The organism is Vibrio sp. Sgm 5 (assembly GCF_026241575.1).
Lineage (GTDB): Bacteria > Pseudomonadota > Gammaproteobacteria > Enterobacterales > Vibrionaceae > Vibrio > Vibrio jasicida.
Map to the genome: position 1 here is coordinate 1 of NZ_JAPHPY010000049.1, position 22401 is coordinate 22401.

20 protein-coding genes and 1 pseudogene are annotated in these 22401 nt (G+C 46.3%); 14 read left to right on the plus strand and 7 right to left on the minus strand.

Going from position 1 to position 22401, the window contains the following annotated elements:
- Nucleotides 1-70 precede the first annotated feature (70 nt).
- A pseudogene (locus OQJ86_RS21150) lies at nucleotides 71-409 on the plus strand (MgtC/SapB family protein); the annotation flags it as partial.
- A gap of 113 nt (nucleotides 410-522) precedes the next feature.
- Here the strand turns inward: OQJ86_RS21150 and OQJ86_RS21155 are convergent.
- The 3 genes from OQJ86_RS21155 to OQJ86_RS21165 form a co-directional block, all read right to left on the minus strand.
- Nucleotides 523-1086: a VC2662 family protein gene (locus tag OQJ86_RS21155; RefSeq protein WP_038870994.1), complete on the minus strand. Its 564-nt coding sequence runs from the start codon at nucleotides 1084-1086 to the stop codon at nucleotides 523-525.
- A 477-nt stretch (nucleotides 1087-1563) separates the two neighbouring features.
- On the minus strand, nucleotides 1564-3210 hold the full coding sequence (groL, locus tag OQJ86_RS21160; protein WP_038870992.1) for a chaperonin GroEL: 1647 nt from the start codon (nucleotides 3208-3210) through the stop codon (nucleotides 1564-1566).
- 74 nt (nucleotides 3211-3284) lie between these two features.
- Nucleotides 3285-3575: a co-chaperone GroES gene (locus OQJ86_RS21165; protein WP_005381516.1), complete on the minus strand. Its 291-nt coding sequence runs from the start codon at nucleotides 3573-3575 to the stop codon at nucleotides 3285-3287.
- A gap of 228 nt (nucleotides 3576-3803) precedes the next feature.
- Here OQJ86_RS21165 and OQJ86_RS21170 point away from each other — a divergent pair, with 228 nt between their 5' ends.
- Nucleotides 3804-5186, plus strand: coding sequence for an MATE family efflux transporter (locus OQJ86_RS21170; protein WP_038870989.1), 1383 nt, complete (start codon nucleotides 3804-3806; stop codon nucleotides 5184-5186).
- Nucleotides 5187-5249: 63 nt separating this feature from the next.
- Here the strand turns inward: OQJ86_RS21170 and pfkA are convergent, their stop codons facing one another.
- The 3 genes from pfkA to OQJ86_RS21185 form a co-directional block, all read right to left on the minus strand.
- Nucleotides 5250-6212, minus strand: coding sequence for a 6-phosphofructokinase (gene pfkA / locus OQJ86_RS21175; protein ID WP_038870987.1), 963 nt, complete (start codon nucleotides 6210-6212; stop codon nucleotides 5250-5252).
- Nucleotides 6213-6497: 285 nt separating this feature from the next.
- Nucleotides 6498-7406 (minus strand): CDF family cation-efflux transporter FieF, encoded by a 909-nt coding sequence (gene fieF, locus OQJ86_RS21180; protein ID WP_063344344.1) that lies wholly within the window; start codon nucleotides 7404-7406, stop codon nucleotides 6498-6500.
- 123 nt (nucleotides 7407-7529) lie between these two features.
- Nucleotides 7530-8039, minus strand: coding sequence for a CpxP family protein (locus tag OQJ86_RS21185; protein ID WP_038870983.1), 510 nt, complete (start codon nucleotides 8037-8039; stop codon nucleotides 7530-7532).
- 191 nt (nucleotides 8040-8230) lie between these two features.
- Between OQJ86_RS21185 and OQJ86_RS21190 the strand changes: the two genes are divergently transcribed.
- The 4 genes from OQJ86_RS21190 to trmL all read left to right on the plus strand — a co-directional run bounded on the left by OQJ86_RS21190 (nucleotide 8231) and on the right by trmL (nucleotide 11619).
- Nucleotides 8231-8920, plus strand: coding sequence for a response regulator (locus OQJ86_RS21190; RefSeq protein WP_038870981.1), 690 nt, complete (start codon nucleotides 8231-8233; stop codon nucleotides 8918-8920).
- Complete coding sequence (gene cpxA / locus OQJ86_RS21195) at nucleotides 8920-10326, plus strand: envelope stress sensor histidine kinase CpxA (protein ID WP_042602250.1); 1407 nt, start codon at nucleotides 8920-8922, stop codon at nucleotides 10324-10326. Before OQJ86_RS21190 ends, cpxA begins: the two co-directional genes overlap by 1 nt.
- A gap of 72 nt (nucleotides 10327-10398) precedes the next feature.
- Entirely contained in the window at nucleotides 10399-11007 is a 609-nt protein-coding gene (locus OQJ86_RS21200; RefSeq protein WP_038870975.1) for a superoxide dismutase, read from the plus strand.
- A 132-nt stretch (nucleotides 11008-11139) separates the two neighbouring features.
- The gene (gene trmL / locus OQJ86_RS21205) at nucleotides 11140-11619 is read left to right on the plus strand and encodes a tRNA (uridine(34)/cytosine(34)/5-carboxymethylaminomethyluridine(34)-2'-O)-methyltransferase TrmL (protein ID WP_012126507.1); all 480 of its coding nucleotides are present in this window, start codon (nucleotides 11140-11142) and stop codon (nucleotides 11617-11619) included.
- A 70-nt stretch (nucleotides 11620-11689) separates the two neighbouring features.
- Here the strand turns inward: trmL and OQJ86_RS21210 are convergent, their stop codons facing one another.
- Nucleotides 11690-12208 (minus strand): FxsA family protein, encoded by a 519-nt coding sequence (locus OQJ86_RS21210; protein WP_038870971.1) that lies wholly within the window; start codon nucleotides 12206-12208, stop codon nucleotides 11690-11692.
- 424 nt (nucleotides 12209-12632) lie between these two features.
- Here OQJ86_RS21210 and aspA point away from each other — a divergent pair, with 424 nt between their 5' ends.
- The 8 genes from aspA (at nucleotide 12633) to OQJ86_RS21250 (ending at nucleotide 22264) form a co-directional block, all read left to right on the plus strand.
- Nucleotides 12633-14084 (plus strand): aspartate ammonia-lyase, encoded by a 1452-nt coding sequence (gene aspA, locus OQJ86_RS21215; protein ID WP_038870968.1) that lies wholly within the window; start codon nucleotides 12633-12635, stop codon nucleotides 14082-14084.
- A 176-nt stretch (nucleotides 14085-14260) separates the two neighbouring features.
- Nucleotides 14261-15568 carry an anaerobic C4-dicarboxylate transporter gene (locus OQJ86_RS21220; protein ID WP_038870965.1) on the plus strand — a complete coding sequence of 436 codons (1308 nt, stop codon included), beginning with the start codon at nucleotides 14261-14263 and terminating at the stop codon, nucleotides 15566-15568.
- A 162-nt stretch (nucleotides 15569-15730) separates the two neighbouring features.
- Complete coding sequence (locus tag OQJ86_RS21225) at nucleotides 15731-17566, plus strand: protein-disulfide reductase DsbD (protein WP_265990167.1); 1836 nt, start codon at nucleotides 15731-15733, stop codon at nucleotides 17564-17566.
- Between the two features lie 195 nt (nucleotides 17567-17761).
- On the plus strand, nucleotides 17762-18397 hold the full coding sequence (locus OQJ86_RS21230) for a response regulator transcription factor (protein ID WP_038870959.1): 636 nt from the start codon (nucleotides 17762-17764) through the stop codon (nucleotides 18395-18397).
- Nucleotides 18398-18687: 290 nt separating this feature from the next.
- Complete coding sequence (locus OQJ86_RS21235; RefSeq protein WP_005448274.1) at nucleotides 18688-19314, plus strand: MarC family protein; 627 nt, start codon at nucleotides 18688-18690, stop codon at nucleotides 19312-19314.
- 200 nt (nucleotides 19315-19514) lie between these two features.
- On the plus strand, nucleotides 19515-19778 hold the full coding sequence (locus OQJ86_RS21240) for a DUF4212 domain-containing protein (protein WP_005448273.1): 264 nt from the start codon (nucleotides 19515-19517) through the stop codon (nucleotides 19776-19778).
- Nucleotides 19779-19790: 12 nt separating this feature from the next.
- Nucleotides 19791-21518, plus strand: a complete 1728-nt coding sequence (locus OQJ86_RS21245) for a sodium:solute symporter family protein (RefSeq protein ID WP_038870957.1) — start codon at nucleotides 19791-19793, stop codon at nucleotides 21516-21518.
- 260 nt (nucleotides 21519-21778) lie between these two features.
- Nucleotides 21779-22264, plus strand: a complete 486-nt coding sequence (locus tag OQJ86_RS21250) for a hypothetical protein (protein ID WP_042604415.1) — start codon at nucleotides 21779-21781, stop codon at nucleotides 22262-22264.
- The last annotated feature ends 137 nt before the right edge of the window (nucleotides 22265-22401 follow it).

Genomic DNA, 22401 nt, shown 5'->3' on the forward strand with positions numbered 1-22401 from the left:
CTCTCTTGGTTGAAAGATCTGATCGCAGAACCAGCTTTTAGTTCACTTCTATTTTTATCCCGAGTTCAGGTTATTTATGTCGATGGCCGTCTCGCTCTCACCTAATACGCTCGACCAAGCGCGTGTACTTGGCCAGATAATCACTGGTGTGGGCTTTTTAGGTGCAGGGGTGATGATGACACAAGACGGCAAGATCCATGGGGTGACATCCGCTGCAGTGATTTGGGTATTGGCAGGTCTCGGCTTGATGATAGGCCTTGGCTATCTGACGCAATCCGTCGTAATTACTGTTTTGGCATTGACGGTCTTGCTTGGCGTGGATAGAGCAGAAAATCGCGTTAAAGCTCTACGCCGCGGTGTGCATCAAAGGATGCAGCAGCGAAAAGCCTCAACCAGGATCATGAAGTAGCCTTGTTCGTCCTAAATGCCTAAACACATTTCAGAATGAGATCCACAGACAAAAAAAGACCCCGATATTCCTCGGGGTCTTTTTTATCCGTGTGTTCGTGGCGACAACTTAACTTATTTAGCAAAGTTCACGATAGGGAAACACTTGAAGAAGCCGTTATCCGCACAGTTTAGTAGACCAATTTGAACACCGTCGATTTGGTCAGTCATATTGAAGAAACCTAACTGGAAGTTAGATTTTTTAGAGATGCTTGCCAAACCGATGTCTGCCATTGTGTAACCTTCTGAGTAGTTCACTGCACTCCAGTTTAGACCTTTTACATTGTTCGTGATGTTCACTGCACCTAAGTTAACACCATTAGTTTGGCCTTCGTTCCAGTTAAGAAGACCGAGTGATGCACCCGTCATTTCTTGATTAACTTTAGAAGCACCAAAGAACAAACCGAAGTTCACACCTGTTGTGCGGTCTGTTTCAGACATACCCAGAACCGAAAAGTCGACACCTTTTACTTCGTTTACTTGGCCATGTAATACCGCAAGGCGAACACCACCAACAGAAGAGTTAGAAGGCGCGTTAGTGTTGTCGATGGTAGAGAACATAACTGGCGAGCTATCAGCAAGAGCAACAGGTGAAGCGATTACGGCTGCAACAGCCAAAGACGTCATAAGCTTTTTCATTTTCATCTCCATGGAGGGAATAGTTGTTTTACAACATAGTGTAATGTACAAATTTTGCGCCATTTTGAATCAACAACTGTTAGCTGGAAGTCATATTTAACTGTCTGACAAATAAAGCAATTGATTCATCATAGTTATTTATCTGCATTTTCCCTGACGAATTACGCACAATACCCGCACAGTTGCGCATTTTTAAACCAGTTAATCTGATAAAAATTAAGCGTAATAAGTACTGGCTAACTATCAGATTAAAAAGGAAAAGTAAGAATAGACCTACAAACTCACGCAAGAAAGGCTCAATACCGAAGTTACCGGCACAAAAAAACCGAGGCATTCACCTCGGCTTATCGAACTTTATCGGTAGTCTAGCTCACCGCTATAAGGTTTTAGAACAAGGAGAGCACGCGCAGTTTACGCTAGTAAATGAGCATGCTCGACGCTGTTATCAAGCCTTAGAGCAAAGAGATAGGCTGGCTATTACATCATGCCGCCCATGCCACCCATACCGCCCATACCACCCATGTCAGGCATGCCTGCGCTTTCTTTTTGTGGTAGGTCAGTCACCATCGCTTCAGTCGTGATCATTAGACCCGCTACTGATGCTGCGAATTGTAGAGCAGAACGAGTTACTTTCGTTGGATCTAGGATACCCATTGCAATCATGTCGCCGTATTCGCCCGTTGCTGCGTTGTAACCGTAGTTACCTTCGCCAGCACGAACATTGTTAGCAACCACAGATTCTTCATCACCCGCGTTCTTAGTGATTTGACGGATAGGTGCTTCCATTGCACGTAGTGCAACACGGATACCTACGTTTTGCTCTTCATTGTCGCCTTCAAGACCAGCAACTTTAGATGCAGCGCGGATAAGTGCAACACCACCACCAGCAACGACACCTTCTTCAACCGCTGCGCGAGTTGCGTGAAGTGCATCTTCTACGCGGTCTTTCTTCTCTTTCATTTCAACTTCAGTTGCTGCACCAACTTTGATTACTGCAACGCCGCCAGCTAGCTTAGCAACACGTTCTTGAAGCTTTTCTTTGTCGTAGTCTGATGTTGCGTCTTCGATTTGTTGACGAATTTGAGCAACGCGACCTTGGATCATCGCTTCTTCACCCGCACCATCGATGATGGTTGAGTTTTCTTTAGTGATAGTTACACGTTTAGCTTGACCTAGATCTTCTAGCGTTACTTTTTCAAGCTCTAGACCGATCTCTTCAGAAATCACGATACCGCCAGTTAGGATAGCGATGTCTTGTAGCATTGCTTTACGACGGTCGCCGAAACCAGGAGCTTTAACAGCAGCGACTTTCACGATACCACGCATGTTGTTTACTACTAGCGTTGCTAGTGCTTCGCCTTCTACATCTTCAGCGATGATAAGCAGTGGACGAGACGCTTTAGCAACGGCTTCTAGCGTTGGAAGAAGCTCACGAATGTTCGAGATTTTCTTATCAACTAGAAGGATGAATGGGCTTTCTAGATCAACAGAGCCTGCTTCTTGGTTGTTAATGAAGTAAGGAGATAGGTAACCGCGGTCGAACTGCATGCCTTCTACTACGTCTAGCTCATCTTGTAGAGCCTGACCTTCTTCAACGGTAATCACGCCATCACGGCCTACTTTTTCCATCGCTTCAGCAATGATGTTACCCACTGTTGCATCGGAGTTTGCAGAGATAGTACCTACCTGTGCGATAGCTTTGGTGTCGTTACATTCAACAGATAGTTCTTTTAGTTGCTCAACCGCTGCGATAACTGCTTTATCGATACCACGCTTAAGATCCATTGGGTTCATACCAGCAGCAACCGCTTTCAACCCTTCAGTAATGATAGCTTGAGCAAGAACCGTTGCTGTTGTTGTACCGTCACCCGCTGCGTCGTTTGCTTTAGACGCAACTTCTTTAACCATTTGTGCGCCCATGTTCTGGAATTTATCTTCCAGTTCAATTTCACGCGCTACTGATACACCATCTTTGGTGATCGTTGGTGCACCAAAAGATTTGTCTAGAACAACGTTACGACCTTTAGGACCCAGTGTTACTTTTACTGCGTCCGCTAGAACGTTTACGCCTTCTAGCATTTTAACTCGTGCGTCATTACCAAATTTAACGTCTTTAGCAGCCATCTTTGATTTCCTTTCTAAATTCTGTTTTCGATTTCGTTTTTGAATCAGAGCAAAAAATTACTCAATGATTGCTATTACTCAACGATTGCCATAATGTCGTTTTCAGACATTACTAGCACTTCTTTGCCGTCGATTTTTTCAGTCTTTGTGCCGTAACCTTCAGCGAAGATAACGGTATCACCAACTTTAACGTCCAACGGTAGCACTGTGCCGTTTTCTAGAATGCGGCCTTTACCTACAGCTAGAACAACACCACGTGTCGATTTTTCCGCAGCAGAACCAGTTAGAACGATGCCACCCGCTGACTTTGATTCAACTTCTTTACGTTCTACGATAACTCGGTCATGTAATGGACGAATGTTCATCGGTCGTCTCTCCTGAAAGTTTTCATGTTTATTTGATAATTGCCCGCGTAGGGCACGTGATCACTATATAAGGGGCAAACCTAACGATCCCAAGGGGTAGACGTGAATTTTTTGTGACTTAGTTAAAATAACCAGCAGCTAGGCAACGGTTTGCGTGCGAAATGCTCACTCGCCCACTATCTCGCTTTCTTGTATCCTTGCGTTTCCCTCACCAGATAGACATCAAAAATGCTGGAAAAAAACAAGCCGGACAATCAGGCCGAAGATAAGCATGGTTTGTTGACCGCGCCCATTCCTGACACCTTACGCAAAATGACCATCCCGATGACGATGGGCATGATTGCCATTTTGATGTTTAACTTGGTCGATACTTTTTTTATCTCGTTGCTGGGTACAGAAGCCCTAGCAGCAATCAGTTATACCTTTCCCGTCACCTTTGCGGTGAACTGCATCACCATGGGCATCGGCATGGGGCTTTCTACCAATATTGGTAGACTGTTAGGTCAAGGCCATGCTCCTCAAGCAGCTCGCTTTACCAGCCACGGGTTATTGCTGGCAGTTGTGCTGGTGATGATCGCCTCAACACTAGGCTTTTTTACTATCGAGCCGCTGTTTAGCTTCTTAGGCGCGAAAGAAGATTCTATTCCGCTGATCGCACAGTATATGCAGGTTTGGTATCTCACTATTCCTCTGTTGGTAATTCCAATGGCGGGCAATAGTGCGATTCGCGCAACCGGCGATACCAAAACTCCAGCTAAAATCATGATGCTGGCAGGGCTTATCAACGGTATTCTCGATCCATTGCTTATCTTTGGTTACGGGCCCTTCCCTGAATTGGGCATCCAAGGCGCGGCGATTGCTAGTGCCTTCAGTTGGTTTGGCGCGTTATGCGGTTCGCTTTACCTACTCGTCAAACGTGAGAAGCTACTTGCCCCGCCGCAATGGCAATTCATCAAACAAGACTGGCAACAAACGTTAAAAATCGGCACTCCTGCAGCGCTCTCCAATGCAATGACCCCATTATCGGGCGCAATCCTGATGATGTTGCTTTCAAGTCATGGGACAGCTGCTGTAGCAGCTTATGGCGCAGCTCAGCGAATTGAATCGATTCTGTTGTTGGTTTTAATGTCTCTCACTTCCGCTCTCACCCCATTTATGGCACAGAACTTTGGGGCAAATAATCCTGCTCGAGCCTTTTCCGGTTGGTTCCTCAGCATGCGGTTTGCAGTTCTCTTCCAAGGGTTTATCTTCTTGATGATGGTGCCACTCAGTATTCCTCTTGCAGCCTTGTTCTCTCAGGAAGCCGCCGTAAAAGATCTGCTTTGGCATTACCTATTGGTGGTGCCATTTAGTTATGGCTTCCAAGGGATTGTGATGATGCTAGTCAGTGGCTACAACGCAATGCACAAACCAATGCGTGCCTTCCAATGGAGCTTCATGCGTTTATTCGTATTTACCTTGCCTGCAGCTTGGATTGGTAGCCACGTTTATGGCATTGAAGGTTTGTTTATTGGTATTGCGCTGGGGAATACGATGGGCGGGCTATTAGGGTATTGGTTTGCACTGCGTGAGCGAAGAATAACATTGGCAGAACACCAACCATCAGCGTAAACGTTAGATAATAAAAAACCGCGGATAACCGCGGTTTTTTTTATTCTGACTTTAACCAGTTGCTTAGAATAGCTCTTCAGCAACTTGGTATAGGTCGTTACGTACTGGACGCTTCATGTTCTCGATTGCATCGATGATGTCGTGGTGAACTAGCTGCTCCTTCACGATACCAACACAACGACCGCCATGGCCTTCCATTAGTAGATGAACCGCGTAGTTACCCATGCGAGATGCTAAAACACGGTCGAACGCTGTTGGGCGGCCACCACGTTGGATGTGACCAAGAACCGTCGCACGAGTCTCACGACCTGTCGCTGCTTCGATCTCTTTCGCTAGTTCGTTTGCATCCATCATCAGCTCAGTAAGTGCGATGATCGCATGCTTCTTACCTTTTGAGATGCCATCTTGGATGTTGCTGATTAGCTTGTCTTTATCTAGGCCAGTTTCTGGCGTGATGATGTATTCACAACCACCAGCAATTGCAGACATCAGAGTAAGGTCACCACAGTGACGACCCATGATTTCTACGATAGAAATACGTTGGTGAGAAGAAGACGTATCACGTAGACGGTCAATTGCATCGATAACTGTGTTTAGTGCAGTTAGGTAACCGATTGTGTAATCCGTACCTGCGATATCGTTATCGATTGTGCCTGGTAGACCGATACATGGGTAGCCCATTTCAGTCAGTTTCTTAGCACCCATGTAAGAGCCGTCACCACCGATAACAACAAGTGCATCGATACCGTGCTTTTTCAGGTTCTCAATCGCTTGTTCACGAACTTCCACTTCTTTGAATTCAGGGAAACGTGCAGAGCCTAGGAATGTACCACCCTTGTTGATCACATCTGAAACGCTAGAACGATCTAGCTTCTCGATGCGGCCTTCGTAAAGACCTAGGTAGCCATCGTAAACACCGTAAACTTCCAATCCCTCAGATAGTGCTGTACGAACTACGCCGCGTACTGCTGCGTTCATACCAGGTGCGTCACCGCCACTTGTTAAAACACCGATCTTCTTAATCATGCTCACCCTCGATCTTTGGCAATCAATTTATTTAATTTTCTTCTAGGCCCCTTGTTACCAAGCAACCTGCATAATCCAGAACTGTGCGTTATGTTACATTTCCTCTACAGGAATACCAATGAAAACACACTTTTTTATGTAACTTTTCTACTTATGTAAGAGTATTACAGTTTCTCTTTGCAACTTCGTTGATTCACATCAGGATCACGATTCTTAGTCAGTAGTGATGGAAAGATAGCCAATAAGCGCCTATTTGTCGTTACGCTTGGTCTGATTTTTCGACCGCTACCAATCTTGCGCCTTTTGTTCTTTCTCTGGTCCAAAGACGACCGACAACGGATCCTGATGGATCAAGACGTCCGCTTCCGGGAAAAGCGCCAACAAATTATCTTCAACTTTATCGGCAATATGATGGGCTTTTATTAAAGGTAGATGATCATCCAACTCTAAATGCAATTGAATAAAGCGCGTCGGCCCAGACATGCGAGTTCTTAGCTGATGGACTCCTAACACACCTTCAACATTGATGCAGGCTTCACGGATCTGCTCCAGTTCTTCATCTGGTAGCTTTCTATCGAGCAACGTCTGAATCGCTTCGCTGACCATCTTGAATGCGCTGTACAAAATGAAGATACCAATCCCCACAGCAAACACTGCATCGGCTTGCGTTACCCCAAAATAGCTCAATCCTAAAGCCACCATGATGGCGCCATTCATGTATAAATCGGTTTGATAATGCAGTGAGTCAGCAGCAATCGCTTGGCTACCCGTTTTACGTACCACATGCTTTTGGAACATCACGAGTCCAAAAGTAACGACCATAGCGAATAGAGAGACATAAACCCCTAGCTCAGGTGAATTCAGCTCATGTGGACGGAAAAATCGCTCAATACCATTAAGAACCAAGAAGACAGCAGAACCAGAAATAAACATTGCCTGCGCCAGTGCTGCTAGCGACTCCGCTTTACCATGGCCAAAAGTATGTTCTCTATCAGCGGGTTGTAGTGAATAGCGTACAACAATAAGGTTCACGACCGATGCGGCGATATCCAGCATCGAGTCAATCAAGGAAGCAAGCAGACTGACAGAGCCCGTCACCCACCAAGTAATGACTTTTACTATTAAAAGAATCGTCGCGACAATGGTCGCCGTCCAAGCAGCGGTCGTGACTAAACGTGCATATTCGTGTTTCATAATCAAAGAGTTAACTCAAACCGTACTTTGAGTATACCTTGAGAATTATTGAATGAGTATGAAATCGCCAAGATCAAAAAGAGGCAGCACTCAGGCTACCTCTTTTACTTTATCTTTCAGCGATTAGCTGTTGTGGTGCTTGTGCATGCGTTTTTGCATTTTTTCGCCACACTCTTGGTGACGCTCTTTTTGTAGCTCAACATATTTTGTTTTTTGCTCAGGAGTCAGCACGCTCAGCATTTGGTGTTTCTTCTCTAGCATCTTAACGCGACGCTCAGTTTGCTTCTCAACCATCTCTTTTGCTAGGTCGTTTGCTGCGGCTTCATCGAAGTTATCAGCCAATAGAAGTGCTTGAACTTTATCGTGGTGCGCTTGACGCTCTGCCATGTGTGCTTCGTGGCCATCTGCGAATTTTGCTTTCATCGCCGCTTTGTTCGCTTCACGCATTTCTTTTAGCTGGTCTTTCTGTGCATCAGTCAGGTCTAGTTGACGCATGATGCCACGGTCCATACCTTTGCCGCATTCACCGCGATGGCCTTTATGATCTTTACCACCAAATGCGAATGCGCTCGCTGTACCTAGAGTTAGTGGTAGAACAACAGCAGCCAGTACTAGTTTCTTTGCAGTTTTCATAATTTGATTCCTTACACAGGTTAGTGATTCTTCTGAGCTGTTCTCACAGCGCTTGAGTGTAGAATACGACCTACTAGGTAAAGCGACGTATAGAGACCGTAAAGAATCGTAAAGAGTGATTTTTACACTCTTCGTTACCTATCATTCCCATGTAATATTAAAGCAACCACGAATCATAAATAGGTACTCAAATGGCGAACATTCTTTTGATTGATGATGATACCGAGCTAACCAGTCTGCTTAAAGAGGTACTGAGCTTTGAAGGTTTTAACGTCAGTGAAGCCAACGATGGAGAAGCAGGCCTCGCGGCTGTCACTGATGAAATTGACCTTATTTTGCTCGATGTCATGATGCCAAAACTCAATGGAATGGAAACCCTAAAACGCCTGCGCGAAAACTGGGAGACGCCAGTGCTTATGCTAACGGCGAAAGGCGAAGAGATAGACCGCGTTATCGGCCTAGAACTGGGTGCCGATGATTACCTACCAAAACCGTTTAGCGACCGCGAATTACTCGCTCGGATCCGGGCGATTTTGCGCCGTACCAGCAGCACCCAGAAGAGCGCGAAAAACAGTGACTGCATTGAGTACCAAGAAATCAAACTCTTCCCTGGCAAACAAGAAGCATACTGCGAACAGACGTTGTTAGATTTAACGACGACAGAGTTTGCTCTTCTGACACACTTTGTGCAAAACCCTGGGCAAGTGCTAACTAAAGAAGCCTTGAGCTTAGATGTACTTGGCAAGCGCTTAGCCGCGTTTGATCGTGCGATCGATATGCACGTATCCAACCTACGTAAAAAATTGCCAGACCAAAGTAACGGTAAGCCTCGTATTAAGACGCTACGCGGGCGCGGCTACATGCTGATTGAGGAGGATTAATGCGAGCACCACGCTTCAAACTGCCGAAGATAAACAGCTTGTATGGACGCATCTTTGCCATCTTTTGGTTCACCATGTTTTTGGTTCTGATGGCAGTGCTGTCATTACCACACCTTGACCCACGGAAAGCACGCGACATCCCGCAAGACCACTATCAGCGTATGATTGAAATACGTGACGGTATCGAGAAGAAGTATCGCAAACAAGATAACCTCGGCAAGATTTTGTTCAGCATCGAAGGTCAGCGACGCAGTAAACATGATCCGCGTCCACGTATCTTCTTTTCCGATCACGAAGGCAACGTACTGACAACTTCATCAGGTCACAGAGATTTCAAGCTACGTGCGCTACAAAACTTTGTCACTAGCATTGAAGATCAGTCCCAACCGAAGCAAAAGCTTTACGGTCGCTACATGATCGCAGGCCCCGTGCCAATCAAAATCGCCAATTCGGACCTGTTAATGTACGTCGGCTTTAAATGGAATGAGCCGCCACCAATCATGTTGCGCCTGTTCGATCACCCATTGCAATTGCTGCTTGCAGTTATGCTCGTGAGTACCCCGTTATTGCTTTGGTTAGCGTGGGCTTTGAGCCAACCCGCTCGACGCTTGGAAAGTGCAGCGCAACGCGTCGCGAAAGGTGAGTTTGTCATCGACCCTAATCTAGAGAAAGGCACAACCGAGTTTCGTCAAGCCGGAACCAGCTTCAACCAAATGGTCGAGGCTGTGAATCAGATGATTTCTGGCCAGCAGCGTTTACTCTCAGACATTTCACATGAGTTACGTTCGCCTTTGACTCGCTTGCGTATGGCAAGTGCGCTGGCGACTCGTAAGCAAGGGGAAAGTCCAGAGCTGACCCGAATCGACACCGAAGCGCAACGTTTAGAGCAGATGATCGCCGAACTACTCGAACTTTCACGCATGCAAGTGAACAGTCACATGACGCGCGAGACTCAGCCAATAGTAAGTTTGTGGGAAGAGATTATTAAGGATGCGCAGTTTGAAGCCGAACAAATGGGCAAAGTACTGAACTACTCTAACCTTCCTGAACGCAGCATTTCTGGCAATCCAAAACTACTAATGAGTGCGGTAGAAAACATCATTCGTAATGCGATTTACTATGGCAAAGATGAAGTGAGGATCGACATTCAAGACAGCGCAGACACCTTGAACATCATTGTAGATGACAATGGTGAAGGTGTGCCTGAAGAAGAATTAGAAGCCATCTTCCGCCCATTTTACCGAGTCTCGACAGCCCGTGATCGTCATTCTGGCGGTACCGGTCTTGGTTTAACCATTACCGAAAGTGCCATCCGCCAACACAGCGGTTCTATCGTCGCGAGTCGCAGCCCATTGGGTGGGTTACGAGTCACGATTACTCTGCCATTACTCAAAGTAGGCAAATAACCTTACAAAGATCAAAGTTGATAATGATTTTCATTAACATTAAAGTAAATCCTTCATAAAGGAGGATTTACAATGTCGCATATTTTTCCAGAGCTTCCGTACCGCTACGATGCACTAGAACCATACATCGATGCGAAAACCATGGAAGTTCATTACAGCAAACACCATAAAACGTATTACGATAAATTTATGGCTGCCGCTAAAGGCAGCGCTCTCGAGACCCAAAGCCTCGATGACATCTTCGCTTGCATCTCTCAACACAGCCCAGCTATTCGAAACAACGGTGGCGGATACTACAATCACATCATTTATTGGAATTGTATGTCACCGGATGGTGGCGGTGAGCCTCAAGGTGCACTCGCTCAAGCCATCAACGATAAGTTTGGTGACTTCGAAAAATTCAAAGACGAATTCGCACAAGCGGCTATCAATACGTTTGGTTCTGGCTTCGCTTGGTTAGTCGTAAAGGATGGAGAGATTCAGATTACCTCCACGAGCAACCAAGACAATCCTCTGATGGATGTTGCCGCGGTGCAAGGTGAGCCAGTTCTAGCGCTGGATGTTTGGGAACACGCTTACTACATCAGTTACCAAAACCGTCGTCCTGAGTACATTGACGCATGGTGGAACGTAGTGAACTGGCGCGCAGTAGAAGAAAACTACGCTCGCGCACTCAGTTAAACCTTTCAACATCTGGGCGACAAGGTTTACCTACACGCCCTTATGCCCCCAAGTCATTGTTTTGAATCTCGCTTCTCAAGGTGACTTGGGTATATACTGCCCGTCTGTTTTTGACCAACCTAATTCAATACCATGTTTGATATCGCTCTATACGAACCAGAAATCGCGCCGAACACCGGCAACATCATTCGCCTGTGTGCTAACTGTGGTGCGAATCTCCACCTGATTGAGCCACTGGGTTTCGATCTAGAAGAGAAGAAAGTCCGCCGTGCAGGTTTGGATTACCACGATTTGGCTCGTGTAACGCGTCATAAAGATTATCAAGCATTCTTGGAATACTTAGAGAAAGAGAAACAAGGCAACTACCGCCTATTTGCGTGTACGACCAAAACCACAGGTCATCATGTGGATGCGAAGTATCAAGAAGGCGATGTATTGATGTTTGGTCCAGAAACTCGCGGACTACCAGCAGATGTGATTGATAGCTTGCCAATGGAGCAGCGCATCCGCATCCCGATGATGCCAGATGCCCGTAGCCTGAACCTTTCTAATGCCGTTGCGATCATCGCGTTTGAAGCATGGCGTCAAATGGGTTTTGAAGGCGCAATGTAAGCGCACCAAATCACGGATACTAAAAAGGGCGCTGAATGCGCCCTTTTGCTTTTCTTACTTACCGATTAAATCAGTTGAGCTTGTTACGATCATTGTCGTCTTTACGCTCGTACTCACCTTCGAAGGTATTGCCGTTGTCCGATTGAGAATCGAATGGGTCACGACGAAACGGGTCTTGTTCATAGGGACCTTGATTTGAGAAGCCACCTTGGAAGCCGCCACCATTCATGGTCTTCACCACCATCTTGCTCATTAAGTATTTCGCAATCGCAGCGCGTGGCGCGGGAAGCAACACCAACATACCCAATGCGTCGGTCATGAAACCTGGTGTTAACAGCAATACGCCTGCAACTGCCAGCATCACACCTTCAAAAATCTGTTGAGCCGGAAGCTCACCTTGCTCTAAGCGACCTTGCACTGACATCAACGTCTGGATGCCTTGGCTGCGTACCAAAGACGCGCCAACAAATGCGGTGATCAGAACTAAAGCAATCGTAGGCCAAAGACCTAAAAAGCCTCCCACCTGAATAAATAGGCCGATTTCGATGATCGGGACGAAAATAAACGCCAATAATAAGATAGGAAACACATGCCCTCCTTTGTTGATTTCAGTGTAATGGCAAAAGCCTACTAAGCTCAAACGAATCGTTGTAAAAAAGCGTGTTCATCATAGGGAGAATGCGTTGTACAAAAAACGCCCTTTGAATAAAGGTGCATATATAAAATTTGATCGTTGAAAAGTGCTATTTTCGCACTCTTAAAATCCATGTTTGTCGAGGAAAAACACCTACCCATAAAGGGTTATTAATATCCCGTTCATACTTTGCAAATTATTGACGCATTAAAAGCGAAAAAGGTGATCCACTTACTATTTTTATGCGCTAGGTGCAGTATGATGTGCCACATAAGTCAGGACGGTTTTTCCAGCCAAAAACTCTGATGAACGGATTCTAGATTGCAGAAATGGCTAATAAATAACTTAAATATCAGAATTATTATCTAAGGATCCTGTTATGGCTACACTATCTGATGCTCCAAAGACAGCAAACCAAGCCACTCGTATTGAAGAAGATCTATTAGGTCAACGTCATGTTCCTGCTGATGCTTACTACGGCATCCACACCCTTCGCGCTATCGAAAACTTTAATATTTCAAGCACTACCATTTCTGACGTACCTGAGTTTGTACGCGGTATGGTAATGACGAAAAAAGCCGCTGCACTAGCAAACAAAGAGCTAGGTGCAATTCCAAAAGACGTTGCTAACTACATTCTAGAAGCGTGTGATTTGATCCTTGAAACAGGTAAGTGCATGGATCAGTTCCCTTCAGACGTGTTCCAAGGCGGTGCAGGCACGTCAGTGAACATGAACACTAACGAAGTTATTGCGAACGTTGCGCTTGAACTGATGGGCAAAGAAAAAGGCCAATATGAGTTCATCAACCCGAACGATCACGTAAACAAGAGCCAATCAACAAACTGTGCGTACCCTACCGGTTTCCGAATCGCGGTTTACAACAGTGTTCATCAGTTGATGGAAGCGATCGAATACCTAAAAGGTGCATTCGAACTTAAAGCACAAGAATTCAAAGACATCTTGAAGATGGGTCGTACTCAGCTTCAAGACGCGGTTCCTATGACTGTGGGTCAAGAGTTCCACGCATGGGCAGTGACACTAAACGAAGAGATTCGCGCCCTAGACTACACGTCTAAGCTACTACTAGAAATCAACCTAGGTGCAACAGCAATCGGTACTGGTCTAAACGCACCAACAGGCTACCAAGCACTAGCCGTAAAACACCTAGCAGAAGTTACGGGTGTAGAAGTGGTTGCAGCAGAAGATCTAATCGAAGCAACATCTGACTGTGGTGCTTACGTAATGACGCACGGCGCGCTCAAACGTCTAGCAGTGAAACTGTCGAAGATCTGTAACGACCTTCGCCTACTTTCTTCTGGCCCTCGCTCTGGTCTAAACGAGTTGAACCTACCAGAAATGCAAGCGGGCTCTTCTATCATGCCAGCTAAAGTAAACCCAGTTATCCCAGAAGTCGTAAACCAAGTTTGCTTCAAGGTTCTAGGTAACGACAACACGGTATCTTTCGCAGCAGAAGGCGGTCAGTTACAGCTAAACGTAATGGAGCCAGTAATCGCACAAAGCGTGTTTGAGTCTATTTCTCTACTACACAACGCATGTGTGAACCTACGTGACAAATGTATCGATGGCATCACGGTGAACAAAGAAGTTTGTGAAAACTACGTTTACAACTCTATCGGTATCGTGACTTATCTAAACCCATACATCGGCCACCACGAGGGCGACATTGTTGGTAAGATCTGTGCTGAAACAGGTAAGAGCGTACGTGATGTGGTTCTAGAACGTGGTTTATTAACCGCAGAAGAGCTAGATGACATCTTATCGGTTGAAAACTTCATGCATCCGACTTATAAAGCGAAACGCTACGAGTAATCGCTGGTGAAAGGGGTCCCAAACGGGGCCCTTTTTTAGGCTCTGATACGGTTAACCACAATTTTTATGCGCTTTTTATTGCCGTAAGCCGCTCGGGTTCTGATTTTCTGAGCATTTACACCTGTTCCTGAGTGTTCAAAAAATCAGAATCATTAAAAACTAAAAGAGGTATCAATATGGTAATGGTCGAACTCTTCGTGGTTCTGCTCTTCATTTATTTGGGGGCAAGAATCGGTGGTATCGGCATTGGCTTTGCCGGTGGTGCTGGGGTAATTGCATTGTCTTTAATCCTAGGCGTCCCGACAAGCCAGTCTTTCATCCCTGTCGATGTAATCCTGATCATCATGTCTGTTATTACTGCTATCGCTGCAATGCAGGTAGCTGGTGGTTTAGATTGGATGGTTCAGGTTGCGGAAGACTTTTTGCGTAAACATCCCGAACGCATCACCTTTTACGCACCTATCGTGACATTTTTGATGACACTACTAGCAGGTACAGGTCACACAGCATTCTCTACTTTGCCAGTTATTGCAGAAGTAGCGAAAGGCCAAGGTGTTCGTCCTTCTCGTCCACTGTCTATCGCGGTAGTTGCCTCGCAAATCGCTATCACAGCATCGCCTATCTCAGCGGCAGTTGTGGCATTTGCTGCAATGTTGCATCCATTTGGCGTTGATTACCTAACGCTACTAGCGGTTTGTATCCCAACCACCTTCATCGCTTGTATGATCGGTGCATTTGTTGCGAACTTCATGGGCAGCGAGCTTAAAGATGATCCTGAATACCAAGACCGTCTAGCAAAAGGCCTTATCAAGCTAAACACAGAATCGAAACGCGAAATCTTGCCAACAGCGAAGAAAGCAACATTCATCTTCCTAGGCGCTATCGCATTCGTAGTCTGCTACGCAGCAGCGATCTCTGGTTCAATTGGTCTTATCGAAAACCCAGCACTTGGTCGTAACGAAGCGATCATGGCAGTAATGCTAGCGGCAGCCGCAGCAATCGTATTGAGCTGTAAAATCGATGCAGGCAAAATCCCAGCTGCTGCAACATTCCGCTCTGGTATGACAGCGTGTGTGTGTGTACTTGGTGTGGCATGGCTAGGTTCTACGTTCGTTAACGCGCACGTTGATGGCATCAAAGAAGTTGCGGGTGCACTACTAGCAGACTACCCATGGATGCTAGCACTTGTTCTATTCTTCGCTTCAATGCTGCTTTACTCGCAGGGTGCAACTACCGTTGCGCTGATGCCAGCAGCACTAGCAATCGGTGTGGCACCACTTACCGCAGTTGCGTCTTTCGCAGCAGTAAGTGCGCTATTCGTACTACCAACTTACCCAACACTACTGGCTGCGGTTGAGATGGACGACACGGGTTCAACTCGTATCGGTAAGTACGTATTCAACCACCCATTCTTCGTACCAGGCGTAGCAACTATCGCTTCAGCAGTTGCACTTGGATTCGCGTTCGGTGGGCTACTGATCTAGCAGAAACAGAGTCTTACTCGGGGGAGCTTCGGCTCCCTTTTTTATTGCCTGTTGTATTGGACAACGGTTAACAAATCTTCACTTCCATGAAACTTATTGGCTAGCCAGCAGGTCTGATTGAGTTACACTAACGACAATTATCTAAGATGAATTGAACCTTTTATGCGTGCATTACTCTCCGTCTTACTCTTAGGGCTTATTACCTTTTCTGCGCCTTCTTTTGCTCTGTTTGGCAATGATCAGTTAGGGAACAGCCAAAGCAACACTTTTGGCAACAGCAACGATACGTTTGTGCCTGTCGATCAGGCTTTTCAATTCAACTATTACCAGCAGGACGGTAAGCTCATGCTGGACTGGCAGGTACGTGATGGTTACTACCTGTATCAAGAGCGCTTGTCCGTTGCGGGCGAAAATGTGTCGCTAGGCGAACTGCAAATGGAAGACGGCACGCCGCATAAAGATGAATTCTTTGGTGACGTGCATATCTACACCCAGCCACTGTTTGTTAACTTGCCAATGCATGACTGGCAAGACGGTGCACGCGTGGTGGTGCAATACCAAGGCTGTGCCAAAGCTGGCTTCTGTTACCCACCAGAAACTCGCGTAATTCCTATCAGCGCGTTTACTTCGTCGAACTCAGATTCAACAGCGGCGACGACTGCACCAAAAGCAGAACAAGTACCAACAGCAACGCCACCAGCGGTGCAATCATCTACTTCTACCGACACACCATCGGCTCCAGTAACACAGCAAGATAGCCTTGCCGCCAACCTTGCTGATAACTGGTGGACACCACTTCTGTTCTTGGCGCTTGGTGTGGGTTTGGCGTTTACACCATGTGTACTGCCGATGTACCCAATTCTGACCAGCATCGTGCTTGGCAGTGGTAAACTAAGCCAACGCCGTGCGCTAGGCTTGTCGTTTGTCTACGTGCAAGGCATGGCGCTAACTTACACCCTACTTGGCCTTGTGGTGGCATCTGCGGGCATGCAGTTCCAAGCAGCGATGCAACACCCTTATGTGTTGATTGGTTTGAGTGTGCTGTTCGTGACACTCGCACTGTCTATGTTTGGCGTTTATAACCTGCAACTGCCAAGTGGCGTACAAACGTGGTTAAACAACCTAAGCAACAAACAACAAGGCGGCAGCAGCGCAGGCGTATTCGCCATGGGCGCGATTTCAGGTCTAGTGTGCTCACCATGTACCACTGCGCCACTGTCTGGTGCGCTACTTTACGTTGCACAAAGCGGTGACTTGCTGACTGGTGGTATCGCGCTTTACGCACTGGCGATGGGTATGGGAATTCCACTCATTCTTGTTGCTGTATTCGGCAACAAACTTCTGCCAAAAGCAGGGGGTTGGATGGATCGCGTTAAGACCCTATTCGGCTTCATTCTGCTGGCAGCGCCTATCTTCCTACTTGAGCGCATCATGCCAGAAATATGGGCAACGGCATTGTGGTCAGCACTAGGTATCGCTGCATTTGGTTGGCTATACCACATCAAGAACAGCCTTGAGTTTGGTGGTTGGAAACAAAGTGCAGTAGGCATCATTGCAGTGCTTGGTTTGTTTGCGTCAGCTCAACCAGCACTTAATTACTGGTTTGGTGGCCACACAACAACGCAAACTCAACAAGTGACAGTAAGCTTTACGCGCGTCTCCAATGTAACAGAGCTCGAACAACAATTGGCATTGGCTAAGCAAGCCGGTAAACCCGTGATGCTCGACTTCTATGCTGATTGGTGTGTCGCATGTAAAGAGTTTGAAAAGTACACCTTCCATGACCCAAGTGTCGAAGTAAAACTGCAAGATTTTGTACTGCTACAGGCCGATGTAACCAAGAACCAAGTACAAGACATCGAACTTCTTAAGCATATGAATGTATTAGGTTTACCGACGATTGAGTTTTGGGATGCGAATGGTAAACATGTTTCAAACGCTCGTTTGACCGGTTTTATGCAGGCCGAGCCTTTCTTGGCACACATCAACCAATTTTGATTGTGAATCATTCAAACGCCAGTGATACCTCGCTGGCGTTTTTTATTGTCTCAATAAAATCTCGAAACTTGCGTTTATATGCAATTTTTCTAATAAAAGTCGATTTGGTTCAGACTTTTAGCGCATAAACATTGTCCCCCCTCTTAAAGGTGGACAATAATTCCATTAACGAAATAGTCAAAAGTGTTTAACGTCATGGATTCGACCTACACCATTATCATCGCTGATGATCACCCATTGTTCCGCAACGCCTTGTTCCAATCGGTACATATGGCGGTGAGTGGTGCTAACCTCCTCGAAGCTGACTCTTTAGATGCTCTCCTGACACTCCTTAAAAAAGAAGAAGAGCCCGACCTAGTGCTGCTGGATCTCAAAATGCCAGGTGCAAACGGCATGTCCGGTCTGATTCACTTACGTGCAGAATACCCAGACCTACCAATCGTCGTGGTTTCTGCTAGCGAAGAACCCGCAGTGGTTAGCCAAGTAAAAAGCCACGGCGCATTTGGCTTTATTCCTAAATCAAGCGACATGCGTGAACTTGTCAGTGCCCTTAACCAAGTGCTGAACGGCGACCCATTCTTCCCTGAAGGCTTGATCACCAATAACGCAGCATGTAATGACTTAGCAGAAAAGATTGCTGCGTTGACACCTCAACAATACAAGGTGCTCGGCATGCTATCGGATGGCTTACTCAACAAGCAAATCGCTTACGAGCTCAATGTCTCAGAAGCAACCATCAAAGCACACATGACCGCCATATTCCGAAAATTAGGCGTCAAGAATCGCACTCAAGCCGTTATTTTGCTGCAACAAATGGAATCAGAGCAGTAATGTGTTAATAAATATAACCAATTCACATTTATATGACGCAAAAAGAACAATAGACGTTAAAATGATAATGCCAATCACAGTGAGTCAGAGCTTATAAATAGCGTAGGAAAAAGGCTTGAGAACAAGGCGAAAATTTTTGATAAGTAGTTCTCCTACAATCGAAATTTTTAACGCCGTTATCGAGCGTTTTCACAAGCTAGAATAAGCAATTACTGGCTACGATCGGCATAGACTGTCACACACAGCCTCTTCATCCCTCTGTTAAACCGCTAACTCTGGGAGGTCATACTTTGTTAAGTATTCTCGTCACTCAATTCGTCGTACTCTGGGCCGTCATCGACCCGATTGGTTCAGTACCCGTTTATCTATCACAGACTCAGCACCTTACGGCAAAACAGCGTCGTCTCGTCGCATTAAAAGCCATTGCCATTTCAATGGGTGTGTTGCTGTTCTTTCTTATTGCCGGTCAGTTGTTACTGGAAGCAATGCAAATCCCATTACCCGCCTTCCAAGCCGCTGGTGGTTTAGTGCTATTACTGTTTGCATTGTCGATGATCTTTGGTGAAAGCAAGCCAGAACAAGAGCAAAAACTGGGCGAAGAAGTCAGCCACTCGGATCTCGCTGACTTAGCCGTTTACCCTCTTGCGATTCCTTCGATTGCGTCGCCGGGGGCAATGATGGCCATCGTGATGCTCACCGATAACAATCGCTACTCTTTCGTCGACCAAGCAATGACCGCAGGCGTCATGATTGCGGTACTTCTGGTTACCCTCTTCTTGTTACTGGGTGCAAACACGATTCAAAAAGTGATTGGTAACGTAGGTGCAGCTATCATCAGCCGCGTAATGGGGCTTATCCTTGCCGCTGTTGCACTGAATAATTTGCTGCTTGGTATAAAAGATTTCTATGTTAATTGATAAAACTCTTAGACCTTTGGCTAATTTAACATCAAATTAACATCACACTTTTATTCCCACCTCCTCTCAAACGCCCTAAAAACGGGCGTTTTTGCTTTTTAGCGTCCCGACTAAAGTTGAAAAGAGTTCTTGCCAGTGCCTTGCTAATGTACATGTTGAAACATTTTTTTAACAACAATACCAATCGTAAGGAGACGGCAATGGCATTTGAAAGCGAAGAAAGAGCCAAAGCCTACTGGGACAAGAACGTGAAGCTCATGATTACCCTGATGGTCATCTGGTTCGTAGTGTCTTTCGGCTGCGGCATCTTATTTGTCGACGTACTTAATCAATTTCAATTAGGTGGATACAAACTAGGCTTCTGGTTTGCTCAGCAAGGCTCCATCTATGCCTTCCTCGGTATTATTTTCTACTACGCGTGGAAGATGCGCCAAATCGACCGTGAATTCGGCGTGGATGAGTAAGGAGTAACTCAGATGGATTTGAAAACTATTACCTATCTTGTAGTTGGCGCGACATTCGTCCTCTACATCGGTATTGCGATTTGGGCTCGTGCGGGCTCAACCAAAGAATTCTATGTAGCAGGCGGAGGTGTAAACCCTATCGCTAACGGCATGGCAACCGCAGCAGACTGGATGTCAGCAGCATCGTTCATCTCAATGGCAGGCTTGATAGCCTTCATGGGTTACGGCGGTTCGGTATTCCTCATGGGCTGGACAGGCGGTTACGTACTGCTTGCACTTCTGCTTGCGCCATACCTACGTAAGTTCGGTAAGTTTACCGTACCAGAATTCGTAGGTGAGCGTTTCTACTCTAACGCAGCGCGTATCGTAGCGGTTGTATGTCTTATCATCGCATCGGTGACTTACGTTATCGGTCAGATGAAAGGTGTAGGCGTGGCGTTCGGTCGCTTCCTTGAGGTGGATTACTCAACCGGTCTATTGATTGGTATGTGTATCGTATTCATGTACGCCGTAATGGGCGGTATGAAGGGCATTACCTACACGCAGATTGCTCAGTATTGCGTACTCATTTTGGCTTACACTATTCCTGCAATCTTTATCTCTCTGCAACTTACGGGTAACCCACTACCTCAAATCGGCTTAGGCAGTACCATACAAGGCACCGATGTCTATCTGCTCGATCGGCTCGACCAGGTGGTGACCGAACTGGGCTTTAGTGAATACACTACTCAAGTTCGTGGCGATACGCTAAACATGTTCGTTTACACCATGTCACTGATGATCGGTACTGCGGGTCTGCCACACGTCATCATCCGTTTCTTTACTGTACCTAAAGTACGTGATGCACGTACATCAGCAGGTTGGGCACTACTTTTCATTGCGATCCTTTACACAACAGCGCCGGCAGTATCTGCAATGGCACGTCTAAACCTAATGGATACGGTTAACCCAGCTCCTGGTCAGCATCTTGCTTATGACGAGCGCCCTGACTGGTTCAAGAACTGGGAGAAAACAGGTCTGCTAGGCTTTGATGATAAAAATGGCGATGGCCTGATTGAGTACACATCAAGCCCAGCGACTAACGAGCTAAAAGTTGACCGTGACATCATGGTATTAGCAAACCCAGAGATTGCTAAGCTACCAAACTGGGTCATCGCATTGGTTGCAGCAGGTGGTCTCGCAGCGGCACTATCGACGGCAGCGGGTCTACTATTGGCTATCTCGTCCGCGATATCACATGACTTAATCAAAGGCGTGATCAACCCAAATATATCCGAGAAGAAAGAGCTGCTTGCGAGTCGAATCTCTATGGCGGTCGCCATCGCAGTCGCCGGCTACTTGGGCTTGAATCCGCCAGGATTTGCAGCCGGAACGGTAGCCCTCGCCTTCGGTCTGGCGGCATCCTCCATCTTCCCTGCGTTGATGATGGGTATCTTCAGTAAGAGCATCAATAAAGAAGGCGCAATCGCAGGTATGATTGCAGGTATCAGTATCACGCTATTCTACGTATTCCAGCATAAAGGCATCCTATTTGTTGCTGACTGGACGTACCTACAAAGTTGGGGGCAGAACTGGTTCCTAGGTATTGAACCAAACGCATTTGGTGCAATCGGTGCGGTATTTAACTTTATTGTGGCGTTCGCTGTATCAAGAGTGACAGCAGAAACACCACAAGAAGTAAAAGACCTAGTCGAGCACGTACGTGTACCAGCAGGCGCTGGCGGTGCGGTAGACCACTAAAATATAACGCAAACCACAAAAGCCCCGCTTGGGGCTTTTTTATTCACTTAACTTATTCTAATAATTAGATATTCCCTGAACCGTAGCAAGGATGCATACCAATGCCATTGATTATATGTTCAGGGGTTACGCGGAAAAAATCGCTTAGAACAAGGCAAAGATTGCAGCAAGCTAGTTGCTCTAACTTCAAAATCTTTAACGAAGTTATTAGCGATTTTAGCCAGTAAAAATGAACAGATAATTGATGGGATTAGTATTTTATGTTCAAAAACAAGCACTTTATTATCGCCCTGTTGATCGCCCCAATTTTGTCTTTAATCGCTTATTTCGGTACAGACATGGCTCTGAGTGAGAAACCTCATGCCGCTAAAGAAGGGGAAAGCTACAAGCTGGCCAGCAAGTCGAATTGCCGTTACACCAGTGGCTTGTGTGACATGGAGAATGGCGACTTTAAAGTGAAGTTTCGCTCAGAAAAGCTGACGCCAGATAGCTTAGAGTTGTCTTTACATGCTGCTTACCCACTCGAAGGGGTGAAGCTTTCAGTCGTGGATAGCCAAGAGCAAAACGCACAGCCGATTGACATGAAACCAGCGGATCAAGCCGGACAAAACTGGACCATCACTTTGCCTAAGCCTGCATCAGCAGAGAGTTGGTTACGTGTTGCGATTCAATCTGAAGGCACGTTCTACTACGGTGAAACGCAAACGGCATTTGTGAAATACGAAACCCTGTTTACGGACAAATAACTTACCTGCTCCATAAGGCTTGAAGACGCATTTTAGCCAACCTTATCTCGCGAAAGAATACCGAGCTTAATTGTAGGGATTGAGCTCACCCACTTCAGCCGATACTGAGTCCGAGTATCGGCTTTTTTTGTTGTGTT